This is a genomic window from Actinoallomurus sp. CA-150999, assembly GCF_050942425.1.
In the GTDB taxonomy this organism is placed as follows: domain Bacteria; phylum Actinomycetota; class Actinomycetes; order Streptosporangiales; family Streptosporangiaceae; genus Actinoallomurus.
Window position 1 is genome coordinate 8875032 of record NZ_CP192063.1, and the last position, 20316, is coordinate 8895347.

A 20316-nucleotide genomic window follows, 5' to 3' on the forward strand; every position below is an offset into this window, starting at 1 on the left:
GGCCGGCGATCGTCAGGCGGTCGCGGCGTACGCCTCCAGGAAGGCCCGCTCACGCTCGTCGAATCGCCGGGTCCGGCCCGCCTTCAGGTCGTAGCCGACGATGACCGAGGTGGCCTGCGCGTACACGTGCTCGTCATCGCGCACGTCGTACGCCAGGCCGAAGCTGGCGGCACGGATCTCGGTCACCCGCGTCTCCACCCGGACGGGTTCGGGCCGCAGCAGCAACGGCCGTCGGTAGTCGATCTCGTGCCGTGCCACGACGATGCCGCGCAGCGGGCGGCGTCCCTCCCGCTGCGGGTCGGTGAAGAACATCGCCACCCGCGCGTCCTCGAGGTAGGTCAGGTATCGGCAGTTGTTCACATGCCCCAGCGAGTCGATGTCACTAAAGCGCACGTGAAACTCGTGCACATGCGCGCTCGAGGGGCCGACGTGACCGGAGTCGACGGCGGGCTGGGTCATCTGTCATCCATCTCGTGAGGCTGCGGGAAGCGGCTTCGGAAGCCGGCACCAGTCTCCCGGTCCGGTCGCGGCGAGACGCGCGCGGGGCGGCCTTCGCGGGACTCGGGAGTGTCGCCGACCAAGAGCCATCGACCGATAGGTCCGACCTCTTTGCGACTCAAAGTCCCAATACACCCCTTGACGCCGCATACGTCGACGTGTTCCCTCTATGTCATCCGACCTCCTGGAGCCCGCCGTGTCCTCTCCCTCCCGCCGCACTTTTCTCCGGACCACCGCCATCGGCACCACCGCGATCGGCGCGACCGCTTTGGGGTCCGCGACGGCCGACGCCCTCCCCACCGGGTCCCCAACGGCCGCCGCCTCGCCGCCGAAAGGCATGCGGACCGAGCGGGAATGGGCCGCGTTCCTCGCCGGATCCGACCTGCGCTGGAAGCAGATGCCCGGCACCTTCTTCGAAGGGCCGTTCCTGGGCAACGGCGCCTTCGGCGCGGCCGCCTACCGCCATCCCACCCGGCAACGCCTCACGTTCGAACTCGGCGACAGCCGCGTCCGCGACCATCAGGATGGCGTCGGCGCCCTGTTCGGGCACTCGCGGCTGCGCATCGGGTACCTGACCCTGGAGACCGCGGGCGACGTCACAGGGGTCGACCTGCGGCTCTCCCTCTGGGACGCCGAACTCTCCGGAACGATCACCACGACCGCCGGTACGGTCGCGCTCCGGTCGTTCGTCCACGCGACCCGCGACCTGCTTGTCGTCGACGCGACGCCGGCCGGCGGGGAGAAGGTCGGCTGGACGTTCACGCCCTTCCCGGCGGTGTCTCCACGGCTGGCTTCCAAGCCGCGCCCGGCCGGGCTGAAGGACAACCCCGACCCGGTGCTCGCGGACGACCACTGCGATCAGGACCTGGTCGCGGGCGGCCGGACGACGACGGCATGGCACGTGGGCGGGCGGACGCTGCTCGCCACCGTCGCCCACACCTTCCCCGACCGGACCGCGACGGACGTCGCCGCCCAGCGGCTGAAGCGGGCCGCGCCGCTCGACGAGCTGACCCGCGAGCACCGGCGCTGGTGGCACCGCTTCTACCCGAAGAGCTTCCTGTCACTGCCGGACGCCCGGCTGCAGGCCTTCTACTGGATCCAGCTGTACAAGATGGCCTGCGCGACACGCGTCGACCGGCCGGTGATCGGCACCGCGGCGCAGTGGCTGCAACCGACGCCGTGGCCCGGCACCTGGTGGAACCTCAACGTTCAGCTGGAGTACTGGCTGATCAACGCCACCGGCCACACCGAGCTCGACTCGCTCACCCACTCCCTCGACCGGTACCGCGACAACCTCGTCGCCAACACAGCCGAGCAGTACCGGTCCGACTCGGCCGGGATCGGCCGGGTCACGCAGGAGAATCTCCTGTCGGACGCGTTCGGCGTCCCCGGGCAGGTGCCGAGCGGCGACTACGGTGTGCCGGAGGTCGGTAACCTGCCCTGGGCGCTGCACGACGTCTGGATGCGCTACCGGCACACCATGGACGACGCGCTGCTGCGGACGATGCTGTTCCCGCTGCTGCGCCGCGCGATCAACTACTACCTGCACTTCCTGACGGAGGGCTCGGACGGCCGCCTCCACCTGCCGGCGACGTACTCCCCCGAGTACGCCACCACCCGGGACTGCAACTACGACCTGGCCCTGCTCACCTGGGGCTGCCAGGCCCTGCTGGAGGCGGCGGCGCGTCTGAAGATCGATGATCCGCTGATCCCGAAGTGGCACGACGTCCTGAACCGCCTCGTCCCGCCTCCGCAGGGCGACGACGGGCTGTGGATCGGCGCCGACGTTCAGCTCACCACCAGCCATCGGCACTTCTCGCACATGCTGTGGTTCCATCCGCTGCACCTGCTGGACGTCACCGTCCCGGCCAACCGGGACCTGCTGAAGCGCTCGCTCGCCCACTGGCTGGGGCTGCCGGGCGCCCAGCAGGGCTACACGTTCACCGGAGGCGCGTCCATGAACGCGCTGCTCGGCGACGGCGACTCCGCCCTCACCAACCTGAGCACGCTCCTGACCACGTACGTCAAGCCGAACACGATGTACGCCGAGTCCGGTCCGGTGATGGAGACGCCGCTGTCGGGCGCCCAGTCACTGCACGACATGCTGCTGCAGAGCTGGGGTGGCACGATCCGGGTCTTCCCCGCGATCCCGTCCGCCTGGACGGACGTGGCCATGCAGGACCTTCGCACGGAGGGCGCGTTCCTCGTCACCGCCGTACGGCGCGACGGCCGGACGGCCTTCATCAGCATCCGCAGCCTGGCCGGCGAACCCCTCCGGCTGATCCCCGGCGGCATGCCCGGCCCGTACGAGGTGCGCCGCAACGGTAAAGCCGCGAAGTGGCACGAGAGCGGCGGTGTCCTGGAGATCGAGCTGCACAAGGGCGACGAGGCGCTCATCTACCCGGCCGGCACCCGACCGGACACCCGGGTCGCGCCGGTGACCGCTGCGGCCGCCCCGCCGTGGGGACTCCCCTAAGGTCTCATCGCAAAAAAGCAGCCCTCCCCCTTCCGGGGGAGGGCTTCGCTCTTCGCGTGTCCGCGCCGACCGCTCAGCGGGTCAGCTTGCGGTGGGTGACGCGGTGCGGGCGGGCCGCCTCGGCGCCGAGCCGCTCGATCTTGTTCTTCTCGTAGTCGGCGAAGTTGCCCTCGAACCAGAACCAGTTCGAGCCCTCTTCCCACGCCAGGATGTGGGTGGCGATGCGGTCGAGGAACCACCGGTCGTGCGAGGTGATCACGGCGCAGCCGGGGAACTCCAGCAGGGCGTTCTCCAGCGAGCTCAGCGTCTCGACGTCGAGGTCGTTGGTGGGCTCGTCGAGCAGCAGCACGTTGCCGCCCTGCTTGAGGGTGAGCGCGAGGTTGAGGCGGTTGCGCTCACCGCCGGACAGCACGCCGGCCCGCTTCTGCTGGTCCGGGCCCTTGAAACCGAACGCCGCGACGTACGCGCGGCTCGGCATCTCGACCTGGCCGACCTTGATGTGGTCGAGGCCGTCGGAGACGACCTGCCAGACGTTCTTGTCCGGGGCGATGCCGCCCCGGCTCTGGTCGACATAGGAGATCTTGACGGTGTCGCCGACCTTGAGGATGCCCTCGTCCGGCTTCTCGTCCGCGGTGACGCCGTCGGGCGCACCCGCGCCGGCCGAAGTGACGATCATCCGGAACAGCGTCGTCTTACCGACGCCGTTCGGGCCGATCACGCCGACGATGCCGTTGGGCGGCAGGTTGAAGGACAGGTCCTCCATCAGGAGACGGTCGTCGAAGCCCTTGGTGAGGTCCTCGGCGACGATCACCGTGGTGCCCAGGCGCGGGCCCGGCGGGATCTGGATCTCCTCGAAGTCCAGCTTGCGGTACTTGGCCGCCTCGGCCGCCATCTCCTCGTAGCGCTGCAGACGGGCCTTGCTCTTGGTCTGGCGGGCCTTCGGGTTGGAGCGGACCCACTCGAGCTCCTGCTCCAGGCGCCTCTTCTTCTTGGCGTCCTTCTGGCCCTCGACCTTGAGGCGCTCGGCCTTCTTCTCCAGGTAGGTGGAGTAGTTGCCCTCGTATCCGACGAGACGGCCGCGGTCGACCTCGCAGATCCAGCCGGCGACCCTGTCGAGGAAGTAGCGGTCGTGGGTGACCGCCAGGACCGTGCCGGCGTACTTCTCGAGGTACTGCTCCAGCCACTGCACGCTCTCGGCGTCGAGGTGGTTGGTGGGCTCGTCGAGCAGCAGGAGATCGGGCGCCTCCAGCAGCAGCTTGCAGAGCGCGACGCGGCGCCGCTCGCCACCGGACAGCTTGGTCACGTCGGCGTCGCCGGGCGGGCACCGCAGCGCGTCCATCGCCTGCTCGAGCTGGCTGTCGAGGTCCCAGGCGTTGCGATGGTCGAGCTGCTCCTGCAGCTTGCCCATCTCCTCGAGCAGCTCGTCGGAGTAGTCGGTCGCCATCTGCTCGGCGATCTCGTTGAACCGGTCGAGCATCGCCTTGGTCTCGGCGACGCCCTCCTCGACGTTGCCGAGGACGGTCTTCTCCTCGTTGAGCGGCGGCTCCTGCGCGAGGATGCCGACGGTGAACCCGGGCATGAGCCGGGCCTCACCGTTGGAAGGCTGTTCGAGGCCGGCCATCATCCGCAGCAGCGTGGACTTACCCGCGCCGTTGGGCCCGACCACACCGATCTTGGCTCCGGGCAGGAAGCTCAAGGTGACGTCGTCGAGAATCACCTTGTCGCCGTGCGCCTTGCGCACGCGCTGCATCGTATAGATGTACTCCGGCATGCCCTCAAGACTAAAGCCTTCGAGGGGATGGCCTCGCCGTGATCTGGCGACGCTCACCGGTCTTCTTCGTCGCCGGCAGGCAGATCCGGTTGCGGCCGGACTCCTTGGCCCGGTATAGCGCCAGATCCGCGGACGTGAGCAGCTCGATCAGATCGTGTCCGTGCGTGCGGAACAGGGCCACCCCGATCGAGATCGTCACCGTTATGGTCGCGTCGTCGGCGGGCACGCACATCCGGCCCACGCGGCTGCGGAGCCGTTCGGCCACCCGGCAGGCCTCCAGCATGTCGGCGTGCGGGAGCAGCACGGCGAACTCCTCACCGCCGAACCGGCCCACGACGTCGTACTCCCGCAGCTGCTGGACCAGAGTGGTCGCCACCCCGTGCAGCACCTGATCGCCGGTCAGGTGCCCGTGCGCGTCGTTGACCCGTTTGAAATGGTCGATGTCGATCAGGAGGAGGGCGATCGACTCGTCGGTGCGGACGGCCCGGGTGATCTCGGTGTTCGCCTCGAGCTGCCAGGTCGCGGCGTTCAGCAGGCCGGTCTTGGCGTCGAGCCGCGCGGCGTTCCGCAGCTGGTGGTGGATCAGGCTGCGCTGCAGCAGCATCACCGGAGGCAGCGCGATCAACAGCAGCAGCGGGGTGAGCGCGCAGGAGATGGTGATGAGGATCCCCACGCACACCTCCACCGTGTCGAGCAGGAGGATCTCGCGGTCCCACAGGGCGTCACGCCAGCACAACTCGGGATTGGCGATGTGCACCGCGACCACGACGATCGCCGTGTTGATCAGGGTGAAGAGCACGGCGCACACGACCACCGAGGGGATCATGGCGTTGAGGTCGATGAGCCACTGGTGCGCGTCGCGGAGCGGGTGCGGGATGACGGCGTGGAACGCCACGGAGGCGGCGGCGCCGGCGAGCCCGTGGGCGGCCGTGACGATCGCCCGGCGGTGCAGCATCGTGCGGCGCACCCGCAGCTGCAGCAGGATCTGCAACGGGATCGGCATCAGCAGCGCGTACACCGGCGGCAGCAGCAGCGCCGCGGGCAGCCACCACGCCGACAGCAGGTCACGCGCGACACCCGCCGGCATGCCGAGCCGCCGCGACGCCTCGATGCTGATCGCCCCACAGGCCAGCAGGGCGCCGAACACGATCAGCGCTCGGGCGCACCATGTCGTGTGCGTGACCGCGAGGGCGATCAGCACGGCGTGCAGCGCGACGACCACGAAGACGTACGGGGCGAGCAGCGGCGGCTGCTCCAGCAACGGCCATCGCCGCGGGATCGCGGCGACGTCACCGCGTCCGTCGCCGGAGGTCTGCAGTGCCGTCATTCATCCCCCTACGGGTCAGGCCGTGACCGCCCGTCAGGACGGCCCCCGCGACGCAGGACGGCGGCTCGTGCGCACTCTTGATCGAATCACGTTCAGTAATAGGATAGTTGCAATGTGTGCGGAGTGGGCAACAAATTCGGTACCTTCTTAGGGCGCCCGGTGGCGGGCGGCGGCCACCCGGGTCGGTGGGCACCGCGCCGAGCCGCACCTGACGTGCTCGCACCGCCGACTCCCCACGTCGGCGGACGCGCCATCTCGGAAGGAACGCACGATGCGCGGCATCTCCTGGATCTGACGACCACCACGTCCCCTTCCCCCACCCACGCGGCGACGCCACGCGGGCCTGTCCGCTTGCGGCCAACCTCTTAGCGAGCGCTCCGGTCGGTGCTCGTACGCCACGCGGCCTCGGGCCGGAGCCCGACACGGCGGTTCACCGGCCTGCGCCGGCGACGCGACTCTCTCCCGGCACCGCGCTCGCTCCGACGGCCCGCCACGGCGTGTCAGAACCGCCGAGCCGAGCCGGGGTCGGCCGATGCCCTTCGCGCGGCTCTCGTCCGCTTTTCGTCGATGGCCGGACATGACCGCAACTCGCGCTTTCCGGAATTTCAACCCGTCAACCCCCTAATTTTCGGGATACCGGCGTTATCGCCACGGTTCTTAGCGTGAGGGCTCAGGGCGGCGAACCAGTGCGCCGTCACCCCGGCACGCCGCCACCCCACGCAGGTCCGCTCGTTCCGGCGGCCGGGCGATCACGGCGGAGTCACCTACGAAGCTTCAGTCACGAATATCGATAATTTCACCGGCCGAAACTCGCAACACCGGTTAGCATCGGCATTTCTGCGGCGTTGTTTACGCAAACGAGGATGCGGCGTTAATAACGTCCGATTAGTCAATCATTTACGGTTTTATCGGGGAGTTGCTAAATGCGTAATCGGCGAACCCGGCCGTCGATCGCCGGGTGGGCGGCCGTCCGGGCGACGGCGGTCACCGCGGCGATCGCCATGGCGTTCGGCCTGGCACCGCCCACCGCGGAGGCGGCGCAGGCCGCGAAGGTGGCACCGGCCGCACGTCCCGCGGACCGCGTGGCCGCCCTCGGACACACCGGATTCACGGTGTCCGCACCGCGTAGGACCCGGTCCGGCAGCGTCACGCTTCGCGGGCGCGCCACCGCGCGGACCATCGTGATGGTCGGCGGAGGCGTCCTCCCGGCCATGGCCGTCACCGGGCGGCAGGGCACGTTCTCGGTGGAGGTGCTGCTGCGCCCCTCCCGCCACAACTGCCTGACGGTCACGGCGTACTCCGGTAAGCGACGGGTGACCAAGCGGGTGACGGTCCAGCAGCGATCGGGCAAGGCCCACGGGCAGGTGACCGGCCGGGTACTGGACGCCGCCACGCGCAAGCCGGTCGCCGGGGCCACGGCGAGCTACGGGTCCCGCACCGCCAAGACCGACGGCAGCGGCCGGTACACCCTCACCGGGCTGCCCGACGGCGGCGTCGCCGTCTCGGTCCGCGCGCCGGGGCGCCTCACCGGTCTGGCGGTCGCCCGACTGGCCGCCGGGCGCGGCCAGGTCATCGACACGCCCGTGCAGGACCTCGCCAAGCCCGTACGGGTCGGTCCGGGCGGCGGTTCGTACACCGGGAAGGGGTGGCGGGTGACGGTTCCGGCGGGAGCGGTGCACAAGCCGACCGACCTGGATCTGACGCCGCTGAAGGCCACCGGGACGAAGGACGCCTTCGGCACGGGCGTCCTCGACCTGTCGCCCAGCGGCCTGCGCTTCGCCAAGCCGATCACCGTGGCCATCGAGCCGGGCGCGATGGGGCTCGAACCGGCCGAGACGGTGGTCAGGGGGCTCGATCCCGACAACATGACCGTGACGACGCCGCGTACCAAGGTCGTCGGCAAGGAGCTGGTGTTCCAGCTCGATCGGCTGCGGGGACTCGAGGTCCGGGCAGACCTGCCGGACTACCCGGATGAATGGTGCAAGCCGTACAGCCCGTCCAAGGGCGAGGACGTCAGGTCCCAGGTCCTGCATGCCAGGGAGTTCCTGATGTTCGGGCTGTTGCCGTACCTCGACGGCACGAGCAACCAGCCACCGGACCCCAGCCCGACGTCAACCGAGTTGATCAAGATGTTCATGCGGGGCGGGCTGCGCAACCACGACCGGATCGAGGTGTCCGACGCCGGCGCGCTCGCGCAGTTCCGCGACGCGGTGGAGACAAGGTTCGCGATCGACGGCGCGCTCACGAAGCTGATCCGCACGATCAAAGCCGCGCCGCCGGAGCTCGCGGCCCCGGAGACGCCGACCACCAAGCAGTTCTCGGACTTCGGCGAGATCAGCAAGAACGTGCAGATCGAATGGTCGAATACGACCCGGGTTCCCGGAATCATCGCCGGTGGGCCCGGGCAGGTCACTCTCCCCCCGGGACCGACGACCTTCGCGGATGAGCGGAACTTCACGGGCCCGATCAAATTCGTGCCCAAGGCCGACGAGCGAGGCGTGCTGAAGCGGGTGGATCTCGTCGCCAAGCCCACGCTCGAGGTGCTCGATTCGGTCGACTTCTGCGACGGTTTCCCGGGCTCGTGGGCCGCTCAGAAGGGGGCGACGATCGCGCTCAGCAGACTCGAAGCGACCCCGCAGCCGGGCGGCCCTCCCGGTGCCGTGGCCGGGAAACCGTTCCTCTTCCGCGTCGAGTCCGAGCTCCCCGAGATCAAGAGGGACATCAGCAACCTCTACCCCCACAACGACAAGGACGGGGACGGCGTACCGGACGCCCAGCCGTGGCCGGGGGCTACCTTCAAAATCGACAACTGCCCCACCGTCCCCAACCCGGACCAGACCGATTCGGACGGCGACGGGGAGGGCGACGCGTGCCAGAACTCCTGTAAGGCTCAGCTCGAGGCCGCCAAAGGCGCCGCTGCCGGGCCCGACAAGTGCGACCTGCCGCCGGGCGGCGTGCCGCCGGGCAGCGGCGGTGGCGGTGGCAGTGACGGCGGTACCACCAAGGACGACGGGCCGCTGCCTCCGGCGACCGGCGGATCGTACGGCGACCCGCACTTCGTCACCTTCGACGGCGGCTCGGTCGACTTCCAGGGCGCAGGCGACTACGTGCTGGCCGAGTCGACCACCGACAACTTCATGGTCCAGGGGCGCTACACCCGGCTGCCGCACAGGTCGACGTCGATGTCGATCAACCGCGGTGTGGCCGCACGGGTGGGCGGCTCGGTGATCGCGTTCGGCGACGACACGACCTCGGAGCCGCTGGATCCGCAGGTGGCCACCCTCGACGGCAGGCGACTCCCGCTCAAGGAGGGAGTCACGACCAAGCTGCCCGGCGGCGCCGTGCTCACGTTCGGCAAGGTACGCGGCGCGGTGGTCCGGTGGCCGGACGGCACGGAGCTGATGGCCGGTCGCTGGATCGCCGACAACGCGTTCCTGACGCTGGCCAAGAGCCGGTGGGGGAAGGTCCGGGGCCTGCTCGGCAACGCCGACAGCAATCCGACCAACGACCTCACCGCGCGGGACGGCACGCCGGTCAAGGACCCGCTCGACTTCCAGCAGCTGTACGGGAAGTTCGGCGCGAGCTGGCGGGTCCAGGGGAACACGTCGTTCTTCCGCAGCACGATCCCGCGGGACGGCGCGCTGCCGATCGAGCCGCCGAAGCGTGCCTCGGTGGCCGACCTTCCGGCGGCCGAGCGGGCCGCGGCGGAGAAGATCTGCCGGGACAAGGGCGTGGCGCCCGGCGCCGCGCTGGAGCAGTGCATCCTGGACGTCGCCCTCGCCGGTGACCGGCGGTTCGCCGACAACGCGGCGGTCGTCGCCCAGCGGATGCGGTCCACGGTCGACCTCTCCGCGCTGGGCGGCCCGATCGAGAACACCGCCCAGCTCCAGCTCGGCCGCCGGGTGTCGGGGTCGCTGGACAAGCCGTACGCCACCGACCGCTATCTCGTCGACCTCAAGGCCGGGCAGTCCGTCCGGATCACCACGCCGGGCGCCTGCCCCGGCGACGGCACCTTCGCGATCACCCTGGTCGCGCCCAGCGGCCGGCCGCTCGGCCGCACGCGCGGTCCGGGATGCGGTTCGGTGGGCTTCACCGGGCTCCGCGAATCGGGGCGGTACGAGGTCCGGGTATTCGACTCGGGCGGCTTCACCGGCCGGTACGACCTGCAGGTCGACGGCGATCAGGCCGATGTGAGCTGCGACGCCAACCGGGTGGTGCCGAATGACGACCAGTCCGGGCCGAAGGTGACCCTGCCGTTCAGCTTGAACTTCAAGGGACGGCGGTTCTCCCAGCTCTGGGTGAACAACAACGGCAACGTCAGCTTCGGCGAGAAGGCGTTCTCCGACTTCACCCCGGAGCCCTTCAAGGACATGACGGAGCCGATCATCGCGCCGTGGTGGGCCGACGTCGACACCCGGGCCCGGGGAACGCAGCCGGTCCGGTACGGGATGGGCACGGTGCAGGGACGGCGGGCATTCTGCGTCCTGTACGACGGGGTCGGCTACTACGAAAGCCACGCCGACCCGCTGAACTCCTTCGAGCTCTACCTCGTCGACCGGGGCGACGCCGGCGACGGAGCGTTCGACATCGTGTTCCGCTACAAGCAGCTGCGCTGGGAGAGCGGCGACCTCAGCGGGGGCCACAGCGGCCTGGGCGGCACCTCGGCCGGCGTCGGCTACGCCAACGGCTCGGGCGACCCGGGCACGTATCTCGAGGTCCCCGGATCCCGCGTGCCCGGCTCCTTCCTCGACACCTCATCGAAGGGCCTGTCGCACACGTCCACGAACAGCGACCAGGCCGGTGTCCACGTCTATCCGATCCGCTCCGGCTGACCTCGATCGAGGCGACGGCCGCTCGGCGTTCCCGAGCGGCCGTCGCGCCGGTAGCGTCCGGGGGCGACGCCGAACTCTCGCTTGAACGCGTTGGCGAAGGCGAACTCCGAGGCGTACCCGACCTGTCGGGCCACGGCGTGCAGCGGGGCATCGGTGCCGCGCAACAGCCGCATTGCGGTGGTCAATCGCCACCAGGTCAGGTACGCCAGCGGCGGGCGCCCGACCAGAGCCGTGAAGCGCCGGGAGAACGCGGCCCGCGACAGCCCGGCCCGCGCACCCAGGTCGGCGACGGTCCAGGAATACGCGGGCTCGCGATGGATCGCCTCCAGGGCGGTGCTGATGGCCGGGTCGGCGAGGGCCGCCGCCCACCCGGCGGTTCCGCTGCGCACCGGCTGCTCGGTGAACCAGGCCCGCAGGATGTAGACGAGCAGGGTGTCCAGCAGTGCGGGCACGAGGGCGTCGGTCCCCGGCCGTGGCTCTTCCAGCTCCGCGCCGAGCAGCTCGACCGCGGCGCGCAGTCGAGGATGACGTCCGAGCCTGGCGGGCAGATGCAGCACCGGCGGCAGGTCGCTCAGCAGTGGGTGGACACGAGCGGCGTCGAGTTGGTACGCCCCGCACACCGTCACCGTGGTCGGAGAGCCGCCGCGCCGGCCTGCGGGTGAGGCGGCGTACCGGCGTTCGAACCGGGAGTCGTCCTGCGGATCGCAGGTGTGCTCGGCCAAGGGCGTCGAGGGAGCGTCGGCCAGACCATGCGACCCTCCGTGCGGCAGGAACACCACATCGCCGGCGGACAGCGGAACGGGATCCCCGTCTTCTGGGATCAACCAGCAGAATCCGCGCAGGACGATCTGGAAGCCCGCCGCTCCCGGCACCGTCCGAAACCGCTGTCCCCACGGCGCCTGCCACTCCACCCGGGCCGACCGGGGCGCACCGGTGCGCATCACGGCGATCACGTCGCTCAGCACGTCCATTCACCGGATGGTAACGACGGCTCCCACGAGACGATCTCGTAGGGATCCGAGACGAACACGCATTGGCCGTCTCGCACGCCGCTCGTACCGTCGAGTCACTCGCAGATCGCCGAGGCCCCTGTCCCGGCGCGCGGCGGTCGAAGCATCGGTTGAGACAGGACGGCTCATGACAGCAGAACCGGCATCGAGGCCGCGGGCCACGAACCCCAACGCCACGATGATGGCCGCACGGGTCCATGCCTTCGGCGGGCCCGAGGCGATCCGCTACGAGCGGATGGCCCGTCCCGTCCCTGGACCGGGTGAGGTGCTGGTCCGGGTGGCCGCGGCCGGGTTCAACCCTTCGGACGTCGGCTTCCGGAACGGCTTCATGCGGGACGTCGTCCCCGTGGAGCTGCCGTTCACCCTCGGATCCGAGGCCTCCGGAACGGTGGTCGAGCTCGGAGACGGTGCCTCAGGCTTCGGCGTCGGCGATCACGTCGTCGGCCGTGTCGACGAGGGCGGCGCGGCGGCAGAGTACCTCACGGCTCCGGCCGGCGGGCTGGTGCACGCGCCTGCCGCCATACCGCTCGCCCACGCGGCGGCGATCCCGGTCGCCGGTCTCACCGCCTGGCAGGGACTGTTCGAACACGCGAGCCTCGAACCGGGTACCCGGATCCTCATCAACGGGGCGGGGGGCGGCGTGGGGATGTTCGCCGTCCAGCTCGCCCGTCACGTCGGCGCCCACGTGATCGCCACCGCCGGGCCCCGGAGCGCGGACCGGGTCCGCGGCTACGGCGCCGAACAGATCATCGACTACACGCGCGCCTCGCCGCACGAGGCGCTCGACCACCCGGTCGATCTGGTGTTCAACCTCGTTCCGACACCGGCCGAGGCCACGGAGGCACTCTGCCGGGTCGTCCGGCCTGGCGGTGCGCTGGTGTCGATCACCGTCCCGGTGAAGCCGCCGGCGGCGACCGGCGTGACGGGGACGCACTTCGTCGCCCGCAACGATCCCGCCCAGCTCGCCGGGCTCGTCGCCCTCGTCGACAGCGGCGCGATGCGCGTGGACATCACGGCGGCCCGTCCGCTCGCCGAGCTCCCGGCGGTGCACCGCGACGCCGAGGCCGGTCGCGCGAGCGGCAAGACCATCCTCATCCCCTGACGGCACCCGGGACCACGATCCCCGAAGGAGACCCGGGTACCGCCGGTCCACCGAAAGAGACCCAGGGCGGCCCGTCCACCGAAAGAGACCCAGGGCGGCCCGTCCACCGAAAGAGACCCAGGGCGGCCCGTCCACCGAAAGAGACCCAGGGCGGCCCGTCCACCGAAAGAGACCCGGGGCCACCCGTCCACCGGAAGAGACCCGGGAGCCGCCGGAGCACCCGAAGGGCAGCGGAGCGCCGAAGGAGGTCCGGGGGCGACCTGCACAGGGCGGTGCGTCGGGGTGGCGCTCCGCCCTGTGCCAGGCTCCCGGTCGGTCTACCCGGGCCGCGCCGCGGTGTCCTGCACGGTGCGGGCCCAGGAGACGCCGGCAGGGCGCATCAGGCCACCGCCCGGAACGCGGGCGGCTCGGTGGTCTCGTCGGACTCGTCGGCTCCCCCGGCGACCTGGGGGGTGAGCTCCTCGGTGCCGTCGGTGCGCTCCTCCGCCTCGATCCAGCGGTCGGCGACGTCGTCGGCCTGCCGGCGGTCCTCCGCGAGGTTGACGGCGGAGCGCTGGGACCGCTGCAGCCGGGCGACGCCGCGGCTGAGGTCGTGGCCGACCGTGGTCGCCTCGATCTGGGCGGAGAAGCGCGTCTGCCCGTCCTTGGCGTACTCCCGGAGCCGGAGCCGGCCCGTGACGATGACCGGATCGCCGCGTTTGAGATCGACTTCCTGGAGGTTGGTTGCCAGGGACCGCCAGCAGGTCACGGTCAGGAACATCGGATCCTCGTCGCGCCATTGGCCGAGGTCGCGGTCGAAGCGGCGCGGGGTGCTGCCGATGCGGAGCGACATCAGGGCGGTGCCGCTGGACAGGACCTCGAAGTGGGGCTCGGCGGCCACGAAACCGATGACGGTGATCAGCGCGTCGTTCACTAAGGCTCCTCGGGTGCGTGCGCGGCGGCCCTACGCCGCCGCCGTCACACCCACCGTCGAGGATCCGAGACCCCGCTCACCAGGCCCCTCCGTGAACTGTGGATAACTCCGCGTGCTTAGGGGGCGACGTCGCGGATCGCGTGGCCCGCCTCGTCGCGGAACCGCGCGTACACGGCGAGCTCCTGTTCGATGGGCGCGATGACGAGGTCGCGGGCGGCGGTGCCGACACCCTCGCGCATCTGCTGCTCCATCCGCTCGCTGTGCTTCACCGACGTCATGGCGATCATGTTCCGGGCGGCCAGGGCGGTCAGTGCGCCGAGGCCGAGGACGCAGACGAACACCAGCCCGACGTACGGTGCGACGTCCGCCTCGCCGAGGAGGCGGGTCGGCGCGTGGGCCAGCTTCAGCCCGGCGAAGGCGCCGATCGCGCCGAGCCAGACGAGGCCGACGGCGGCGACGACGAGCAGGAGGTACTGCCAGACGCGCACCGCCCACCACCAGGCCGGCACCTGGTTGAACGAGGGGACGACGTCGCGGAGCGAGGTGCCCAGAGCCTCGGGGAGCGCCTCGGCGTTGGACCGGCCGGCCTCGCGCACCGACCGCCGCCAGGAGGACGGCAGGTCGCGTACGACGTCCTCGGCGACGTCCTGCAGGGCGTTGTCGACGTGGGCCTGCTGAGCGTTGACGGGGGTGGTGAACGCCGAACGCAGCTCGTCGCGGAGCTCGACGAGGCGCATGCGGCGCAGCGGATCGCTGCGGAGCCGGGCGGCGAGGCGGGCGAGCGGCCAGCCGACGTAGTCCAGGGCGCGGAGTTCGTACGCGCTCTCCATCGCCTCGGCCACGGCCGGGATGCCGGCGGCGTCCACGAGCGCCTCGACGAGGGCGGCGGTGCGCTTGGCGTCGACCGTGGTGGGCGGCTCCATGTCGCCGAAGGCGCCTTCGAACCGCTGGATGAGCCGGTCCAGGTCGGCGACGAGGCGTTGGGTGCGGGCCCGCCGCGCGGCCACGGTGTCCGCGACGACCTCGCGGAAGTCGTCGATCCCGGCGCCGGACTTGGCCGAGGTCGTCAGGATGCGGGGGTCGCGCAGGCCCTCGGCCTCCAGCAGGCGCCGCAGGTCCTTGACGCACTCGTCGATCTCTTCGGGCGCGAGGCGGTCGACCTGGTTGAGGACGATGAGGCTCACGCCGTCGTGTCCGGCCAGGGGCTCGAGGTAGCGCCGGTGCACGGCGAAGTCGGCGTACTTCTGCGGGTCGAGCACCCAGATCAGCAGGTCGGCGACGCCGACGTACCGGTCGACCTCGGCGACCTGCTCGGATCGGATGGAGTCGTGGTCGGGCAGGTCCAGCAGGATGAGGCCCTCCAGCGAGCCGGCGCCGCCGCCGGTCGTCTGGTCGAGGGCGCTGGCCCGGGCGTAGCGGTGCCGCTTGTCGATCTCGAGCCAGTCCAGGAGCGGTCCGGCGCCGTCGAGGCCCCAGACGCAGGCGTGCGCGGCGGCGGTCATCGGGCGGCGCAGGCCGGTGGGGGACAGCTCGAGACCGCAGACGGCGTTGAACAGCGACGACTTGCCGCTGCCGGTGCCGCCGGCGAGCGCGACGATCGTGTGGTCGCCGGACAGCCGCAGCCGCTGGCCGGCGCGGCCGAGCAGCTCGGCGGCGTCGTCCATGAGCGCCTGGTCGACGCGGCCGTCGCCGAGTTCGACGAGCCGGTCGAGCGTGGCCAGGCGGGGCGTGAGCCCGGACGCGTCGGACGGCGGTGCGGCCGGCTCGGGAGCCGGGGTCGCCTGCTCCGTCTGCTCTGGCTCGGTCTCCTGGGACGTGCCGGAGACGCCGGGGGTGGTCGTCGTCATCGGTCGCGATCCTCCTCGGTCACCGGGCGACCTCGAGGTTGTATGTGGCCTGGTAGAGCTGGACAGGGGTGGTCTCGTCGGGCACACCGGAGCCGTCGAGCACCTGCCCGAACCGGATGCCCTCCTCGTCGAACAGCATGCCGACGCGGCCGCGCAGGTCGGCCCGCGCCTTGGCGCTCATGCTCCGCAGCGACTCCGCGCCGAACAGCGCCTTGAGCAGCCGCTGCGGCACGGCGCTGGTGCCGCCCTCCACCGCGATCTCGCTGGTGCCGAAGCCGAACAGGCCGACCATCAGCACGAGGGCCAGGGCCTCGTCGTCGTAGGAGACGAACTTGGCCACCGACCGCTTGGTGACGCCCTCGGTCCGGATCAGCTCGGCGATGTGGTCCTGCCAGGCGCTGACGGCTCGGGTGACGCGGCGGGGCAACTCGGCGGAGGCGCGGTCGAGCGCCTCCTCGCGCCCGGCCAGCAGCATGGCGCCGGCCGGCCGGTCCTGCCACCGCTTCACGACCTCCTCGGCGGCGCGCTCGGCACCGGCCATGATGAGGGACTCGAGCGCGCTGCGCAGGGCGGCCTTGAGCGCGCGGACCCGCGCGGGGCTGCGCTTGCGCCGGCTGCTGCCGCGGTGGCCGGTCTGGCCGCGCCCGGCGTGCAGGGCGCGCTCGAGGTCGCCGGTGCCCGCGAAGTCCTGCCAGCGGGCGAGCACCTCACCGCGCAGCAGGGAGCCGTTGCGGGTGGCCTCGTCCAGCTCGGCCAGGCCGGTGGCGTAGGCGGCCTCGACCTCCTCGCGGAGCATCGTACGGAGGGCGACCTGATCCTCGACCTTCGCGGCCAGCTCGGGGACGCGGGTACGGAAGGTGTCGAGCACGCCACCCAGAGTAGACCTGATGACCTCCGCTCGGCCATCCTCATCCTCGCTGATGCCGCTCAGCCACATCTGGACCTCGTCGGCCGCCTCGGAGGGCAGCATCCCGCCCGAGACCGTGGTCTCGGGGATGACGAACTGCGCCGCCTGCTCCAGGCCGTTGTCCTTGAGCATCCCGGTGAAGTGCCCGACGACTTCCTCGCCGCCCTCCGGGACGCGGGACAGGACGACTCCGAGAGTGGCGCCGTGGTCGCGGGCGCGGTGCAGCAGGCGCCAGACCAGCGCGTCGGCGTAGCGGGCCGCCGTGGTCACGCAGACCCACACGTCGGCCGCCGACAAGAACTGGGAGGCGAACTCGTGATGATCCTCGAACACCGAGTCGACGTCCGGGCTGTCGAGCAGCGCCAGGCCCTTGGGCAGCACGTCGCTCTTCATGATCACCAGCTGGTCGCCGACGACGGCGTCGGGCGCCGGGCCGGGCACCCGCCCGAAGCCGGGCAGCACGTACCGCTCGTCGAGCCACCAGTCGGCGTCGTCGGGGTGGCAGACCAGGATCGGGCTGCTCGTCGTGGGCCGGAGCACGCCGGTCGCACTGACCCGCTCACCGACGAGCGTGTTGACCAGCGTGGACTTGCCCGCGCCGGTCGACCCGCTGAGCACCACCAGCAGCGGGGCGTCCTTTTGGCGCACGCGCGGCAGGAGGTAGTCGTCGAGCTGGTTGATCAGGTCCTGCTGGGTCGTACGGGCCTCCTCGACGCCGGGGGCGTCAAGGACGAACTGGAAGGAGGCGATCTGGTCCCGAAGATCGGCCAGGGCCTCATCGAGTGGAAGGGGTGTAGCCGCGCGTTTGATCGCGCTCTGGTCAGCCGGGGGTGTCACGGAGTCCGCCCCAAATCCGCGTTCAGTATGTCGATCTCTCGTGCAACCTGCACGACCTCGCCGACGACGACGATCGCCGGTGGCCGTACGCCGGTGGCCGCCATGTCATCCGCCACCGCCGCAAGCGTCGTCGTGAGGGCGCGCTGGCTCTGCAGCGTACCGTTCTGGATGACCGCGACGGGAGTGTCAGGCGACCGACCATAGCGCATCAGCGTGTCGGCGATGACCCTCATGCGCTCCACCGCCATCAGCAGAATGAGCGTGCCCTGGGCCCGGCCCAGGCCCTCCCAGTCGACCGTCGAGGCGGGGTCACCCGGGGCGACGTGTGCCGACACCACGTGGAACTCCTGGGACACGCCGCGGTGGGTGACGGGCACACCGACCGCCGCGGGCACGGCGATGGCGCTGGTGATGCCCGGGACGACGGTGACCGGGACGCCCTCCCGCACGCAGTGCAGCACCTCCTCGGCGCCCCGGCCGAACACGAACGGATCGCCGCCCTTCAGGCGCACGACGAACCGGCCGGCCTTGGCGTGCTCGACGAGCGCGGCGTTGATGTGCTCCTGCGTGACCGAGCGGCCGTACGGGATCTTGGCCGCGTCGATGATCTCCACGTCGGCGGACAGCTCGTCGAGGAGTTCGCGCGGGGCGAGGCGGTCGGTGACGACAACATCAGCCTCGGCCAGCAGCTGCCGCCCGCGTACGGTGATCAGCCCCGGATCGCCGGGGCCGCCGCCGACGAGCGCGACGCCCACGGGCCGCCGCCGCGAGTGCCGCGCCCCGATGGTGCCGTCGCGCAGCCCGTCGACGATGACGTCGCGCAGGCCGGCGGCGTGCCGCGGATCTCCCCCGGCGAGGACGCCGACGGTGGTCTCACCGACCCTGCCGCTCGCCGGAGTCCAGGCCGGGGACAGCTCCGCGTCGTCCGCGCGCACGCACCAGATCCGCCGGCTCTCGGCCTCGGCGGCGGCCGCCGCGTTGACGTCGCCGTCGTCGGCGCAGGCCTGAACGAGCCAGGCGCCGTCGCAGTCGCCCGGACGGTACGCCCGGCGCTCCCAGGCGAACTCGCCGCGGGCGGCGAGATCCTCGAGCATCGGCGTCGCCTCAGGGGCGATCAGAAGCACGTCGGCGCCGGCGGCGAGCAGCGTGGGCACGCGCCGCTGAGCGACGCGTCCGCCACCGATGACGACGACACGGCGACCGTCGAAACGGAGACCGAGAAGGTAGGGCGGCAAGAAAGGATCTCCTGGTCGAAGCGTGAGCGGTCCGGTCCGGCACCAAAGGTACCCGCGCCGGTCCGGTGCCATCCGGCAGGCACCCGGGTGGGTCGGCCACCGTCCGGTGGTCACCGGCACCGGTCCGGGGCCATCGGTGGTCACCAGCGCGGGCCAGCGGCCATCCCGTGGTCACCGGCCCTGGTCAGGCGCCATCCGGCCGGTACCCGGACGGATCGGCTGCCGTCCGGCGGTCACCGGCACCGGTCCGGGCCATCGGTGGTCACCAGCGCTGGCCAGCGGCCATCCGGTGGTCACCGGCCGTGGTCAGGGGCCATCCGGCGATCACCGGTGCGGGTCCGGTGCCATCGACGGTCACCAGCACGGGTCAGCGGCCATCCGGTGGTCGCCGGTGCGGGTCAGGGGCCATCCGGCGAGGCGGCGTCCTTGTCGGCGACGCCCGCCGAGTCGAACGTGGCGACCTCGTTCAGCACGCGCACGGCGCTGCTCACGACCGGCAGGGCGAGGACGGCGCCGGTCCCCTCGCCCAGCCGCATCTCGAGGTCGATGAGCGGGCGCAGCTCCAGGAACCACAGCGCGGCGGCATGGCCCGGTTCGGCGGAGCGGTGGCCGGCCACGCAGTAGTCGCGTGCGCCCCGGGCGAGCGCCGCCGCCACGAGCGCGGCGGCACCGGCGATCACGCCGTCGAGCAGGACGGGGACGCGCTGGGCGGCGGCGCCGAGGATGAAGCCGGCGATCGCCGCGTGCTCGAGCCCGCCGACCTGCGCGAGGACCGCGAGCGGGTCGGCGGAGGCGACCCGGGGATCGGCGCCGTCGCTGCCGTCGTGGCCGGGGAGTTCGGTGCGGGCACGGGCCAGGGCGGTGTGCACGACCTTGATCTTCCGGGCGTGGGTGAGGTCGTCGATGCCGGTGCCGTACCCGGTGACGCCCTCGACGCTGCGGCCGGTGAAGGCGGCGATGAGGGCGGCGGAGGGCGTGGTGTTGGCGATGCCCATGTCGCCGGTGATCAAGCACCGGTTGCCCGCCGCGACAAGGTCCTGGGCGATCTCGATGCCGACCTCGACGGCCCGGCGGGCCTCGTCGGCGGTCATCGCCGGTCCCTGGGTCATGTCGGCGGTGCCGTTCGCCACCTTCCGGACCAGCAGCCCGGGCGCGGGCGGCAGGTCGGTCTTGACGCCCACGTCGACGACGGTGACGTCGGCGCCGGACTGCCGGGCGAAGGCGTTGACGACCGCTCCGCCGGCGAGGAAGTTCTGCACCATCTGGGCGGTCACCTCCTGCGGCCAGGGAGTGACGCCCTGGGCGTGCACGCCGTGGTCGCCGGCGAAGACCGCGACGGCGGCGGGCGCCGGCAGGGGCGGCGGACACGTTTCCGCGACGCCGGCCAGGCGGACGCCCAGCTCTTCCAGGGCGCCGAGCGAGCCGCGCGGTTTCGTCAGCCTGTCGTGCCGTTCGCGCGCTGCCCGCATGGCCGTCTCGTCCAGCGGCCGGATCGCGGCGATCGTCTCGGCGATGAGGTCCATCGGTTCTCCTCGTTGCAGGGATTCCGTACCATGATCAT

The 20316-nt window shown here is 71.4% G+C and carries 12 protein-coding genes; 3 read left to right on the plus strand and 9 right to left on the minus strand.

Annotated elements, in window-relative coordinates; all coding sequences use genetic code 11:
- Positions 1–12: 12 nt before the first annotated feature.
- Entirely contained in the window at positions 13–459 is a 447-nt protein-coding gene (locus ACQP2O_RS41075; RefSeq protein ID WP_360898006.1) for an acyl-CoA thioesterase, read from the minus strand.
- Positions 460–694: 235 nt separating this feature from the next.
- On the opposite strand from ACQP2O_RS41075, the gene ACQP2O_RS41080 reads away from it, so the two are divergent.
- On the plus strand, positions 695–2974 hold the full coding sequence (locus ACQP2O_RS41080) for a glycosyl hydrolase family 95 catalytic domain-containing protein (RefSeq protein WP_433174601.1): 2280 nt from the start codon (positions 695–697) through the stop codon (positions 2972–2974).
- Between the two features lie 73 nt (positions 2975–3047).
- On the opposite strand, the gene ettA is transcribed toward ACQP2O_RS41080, so the two are convergent.
- Both ettA and ACQP2O_RS41090 read right to left on the minus strand, forming a co-directional pair.
- Positions 3048–4745 (minus strand): energy-dependent translational throttle protein EttA, encoded by a 1698-nt coding sequence (gene ettA, locus ACQP2O_RS41085; protein WP_433174602.1) that lies wholly within the window; start codon positions 4743–4745, stop codon positions 3048–3050.
- A 10-nt stretch (positions 4746–4755) separates the two neighbouring features.
- The gene (locus ACQP2O_RS41090; protein WP_433174603.1) at positions 4756–6072 is read right to left on the minus strand and encodes a GGDEF domain-containing protein; all 1317 of its coding nucleotides are present in this window, start codon (positions 6070–6072) and stop codon (positions 4756–4758) included.
- A 923-nt stretch (positions 6073–6995) separates the two neighbouring features.
- Between ACQP2O_RS41090 and ACQP2O_RS41095 the strand changes: the two genes are divergently transcribed.
- Positions 6996–10904, plus strand: coding sequence for a nidogen-like domain-containing protein (locus tag ACQP2O_RS41095; protein WP_433174605.1), 3909 nt, complete (start codon positions 6996–6998; stop codon positions 10902–10904).
- Here the strand turns inward: ACQP2O_RS41095 and ACQP2O_RS41100 are convergent.
- Complete coding sequence (locus ACQP2O_RS41100) at positions 10883–11875, minus strand: AraC family transcriptional regulator (RefSeq protein WP_433174607.1); 993 nt, start codon at positions 11873–11875, stop codon at positions 10883–10885. The two genes, ACQP2O_RS41095 and ACQP2O_RS41100, sit on opposite strands and share 22 nt — an antisense overlap.
- A 166-nt stretch (positions 11876–12041) precedes the next feature.
- Between ACQP2O_RS41100 and ACQP2O_RS41105 the strand changes: the two genes are divergently transcribed.
- Complete coding sequence (locus tag ACQP2O_RS41105; RefSeq protein WP_433174608.1) at positions 12042–13016, plus strand: NADP-dependent oxidoreductase; 975 nt, start codon at positions 12042–12044, stop codon at positions 13014–13016.
- Between the two features lie 379 nt (positions 13017–13395).
- On the opposite strand, the gene ACQP2O_RS41110 is transcribed toward ACQP2O_RS41105, so the two are convergent.
- The 5 genes from ACQP2O_RS41110 to cobT all read right to left on the minus strand — a co-directional run bounded on the left by ACQP2O_RS41110 (position 13396) and on the right by cobT (position 20278).
- Positions 13396–13929 carry a single-stranded DNA-binding protein gene (locus tag ACQP2O_RS41110; RefSeq protein WP_433174609.1) on the minus strand — a complete coding sequence of 178 codons (534 nt, stop codon included), beginning with the start codon at positions 13927–13929 and terminating at the stop codon, positions 13396–13398.
- A 116-nt stretch (positions 13930–14045) separates the two neighbouring features.
- Complete coding sequence (locus ACQP2O_RS41115; protein ID WP_433174610.1) at positions 14046–15776, minus strand: ABC transporter; 1731 nt, start codon at positions 15774–15776, stop codon at positions 14046–14048.
- Positions 15777–15795: 19 nt separating this feature from the next.
- Positions 15796–17520, minus strand: coding sequence for an AAA family ATPase (locus ACQP2O_RS41120; RefSeq protein WP_433174611.1), 1725 nt, complete (start codon positions 17518–17520; stop codon positions 15796–15798).
- Entirely contained in the window at positions 17517–18755 is a 1239-nt protein-coding gene (gene cobA / locus ACQP2O_RS41125; protein ID WP_433174612.1) for a uroporphyrinogen-III C-methyltransferase, read from the minus strand. The genes ACQP2O_RS41120 and cobA overlap by 4 nt, the downstream gene beginning before the upstream one ends.
- A 398-nt stretch (positions 18756–19153) precedes the next feature.
- The gene (cobT, locus tag ACQP2O_RS41130) at positions 19154–20278 is read right to left on the minus strand and encodes a nicotinate-nucleotide--dimethylbenzimidazole phosphoribosyltransferase (RefSeq protein ID WP_433174613.1); all 1125 of its coding nucleotides are present in this window, start codon (positions 20276–20278) and stop codon (positions 19154–19156) included.
- Positions 20279–20316 lie beyond the last annotated feature (38 nt).

Excerpts from the sequence above, each read along its gene's own strand:
- ACQP2O_RS41090 (WP_433174603.1), bottom strand. The coding sequence starts at position 6,072 with ATGACGGCACTGCAGACCTCCGGCGACGGACGCGGTGACGTCGCCGCG.
- ACQP2O_RS41105 (WP_433174608.1), top strand. The coding sequence starts at position 12,042 with ATGACAGCAGAACCGGCATCGAGGCCGCGGGCCACGAACCCCAACGCC.
- ACQP2O_RS41095 (WP_433174605.1), top strand. The coding sequence starts at position 6,996 with ATGCGTAATCGGCGAACCCGGCCGTCGATCGCCGGGTGGGCGGCCGTC.
- ACQP2O_RS41075 (WP_360898006.1), bottom strand. The coding sequence starts at position 459 with ATGACCCAGCCCGCCGTCGACTCCGGTCACGTCGGCCCCTCGAGCGCG.
- ACQP2O_RS41100 (WP_433174607.1), bottom strand. The coding sequence starts at position 11,875 with ATGGACGTGCTGAGCGACGTGATCGCCGTGATGCGCACCGGTGCGCCC.
- ettA (WP_433174602.1), bottom strand. The coding sequence starts at position 4,745 with ATGCCGGAGTACATCTATACGATGCAGCGCGTGCGCAAGGCGCACGGC.
- ACQP2O_RS41115 (WP_433174610.1), bottom strand. The coding sequence starts at position 15,776 with ATGACGACGACCACCCCCGGCGTCTCCGGCACGTCCCAGGAGACCGAG.
- cobT (WP_433174613.1), bottom strand. The coding sequence starts at position 20,278 with ATGGACCTCATCGCCGAGACGATCGCCGCGATCCGGCCGCTGGACGAG.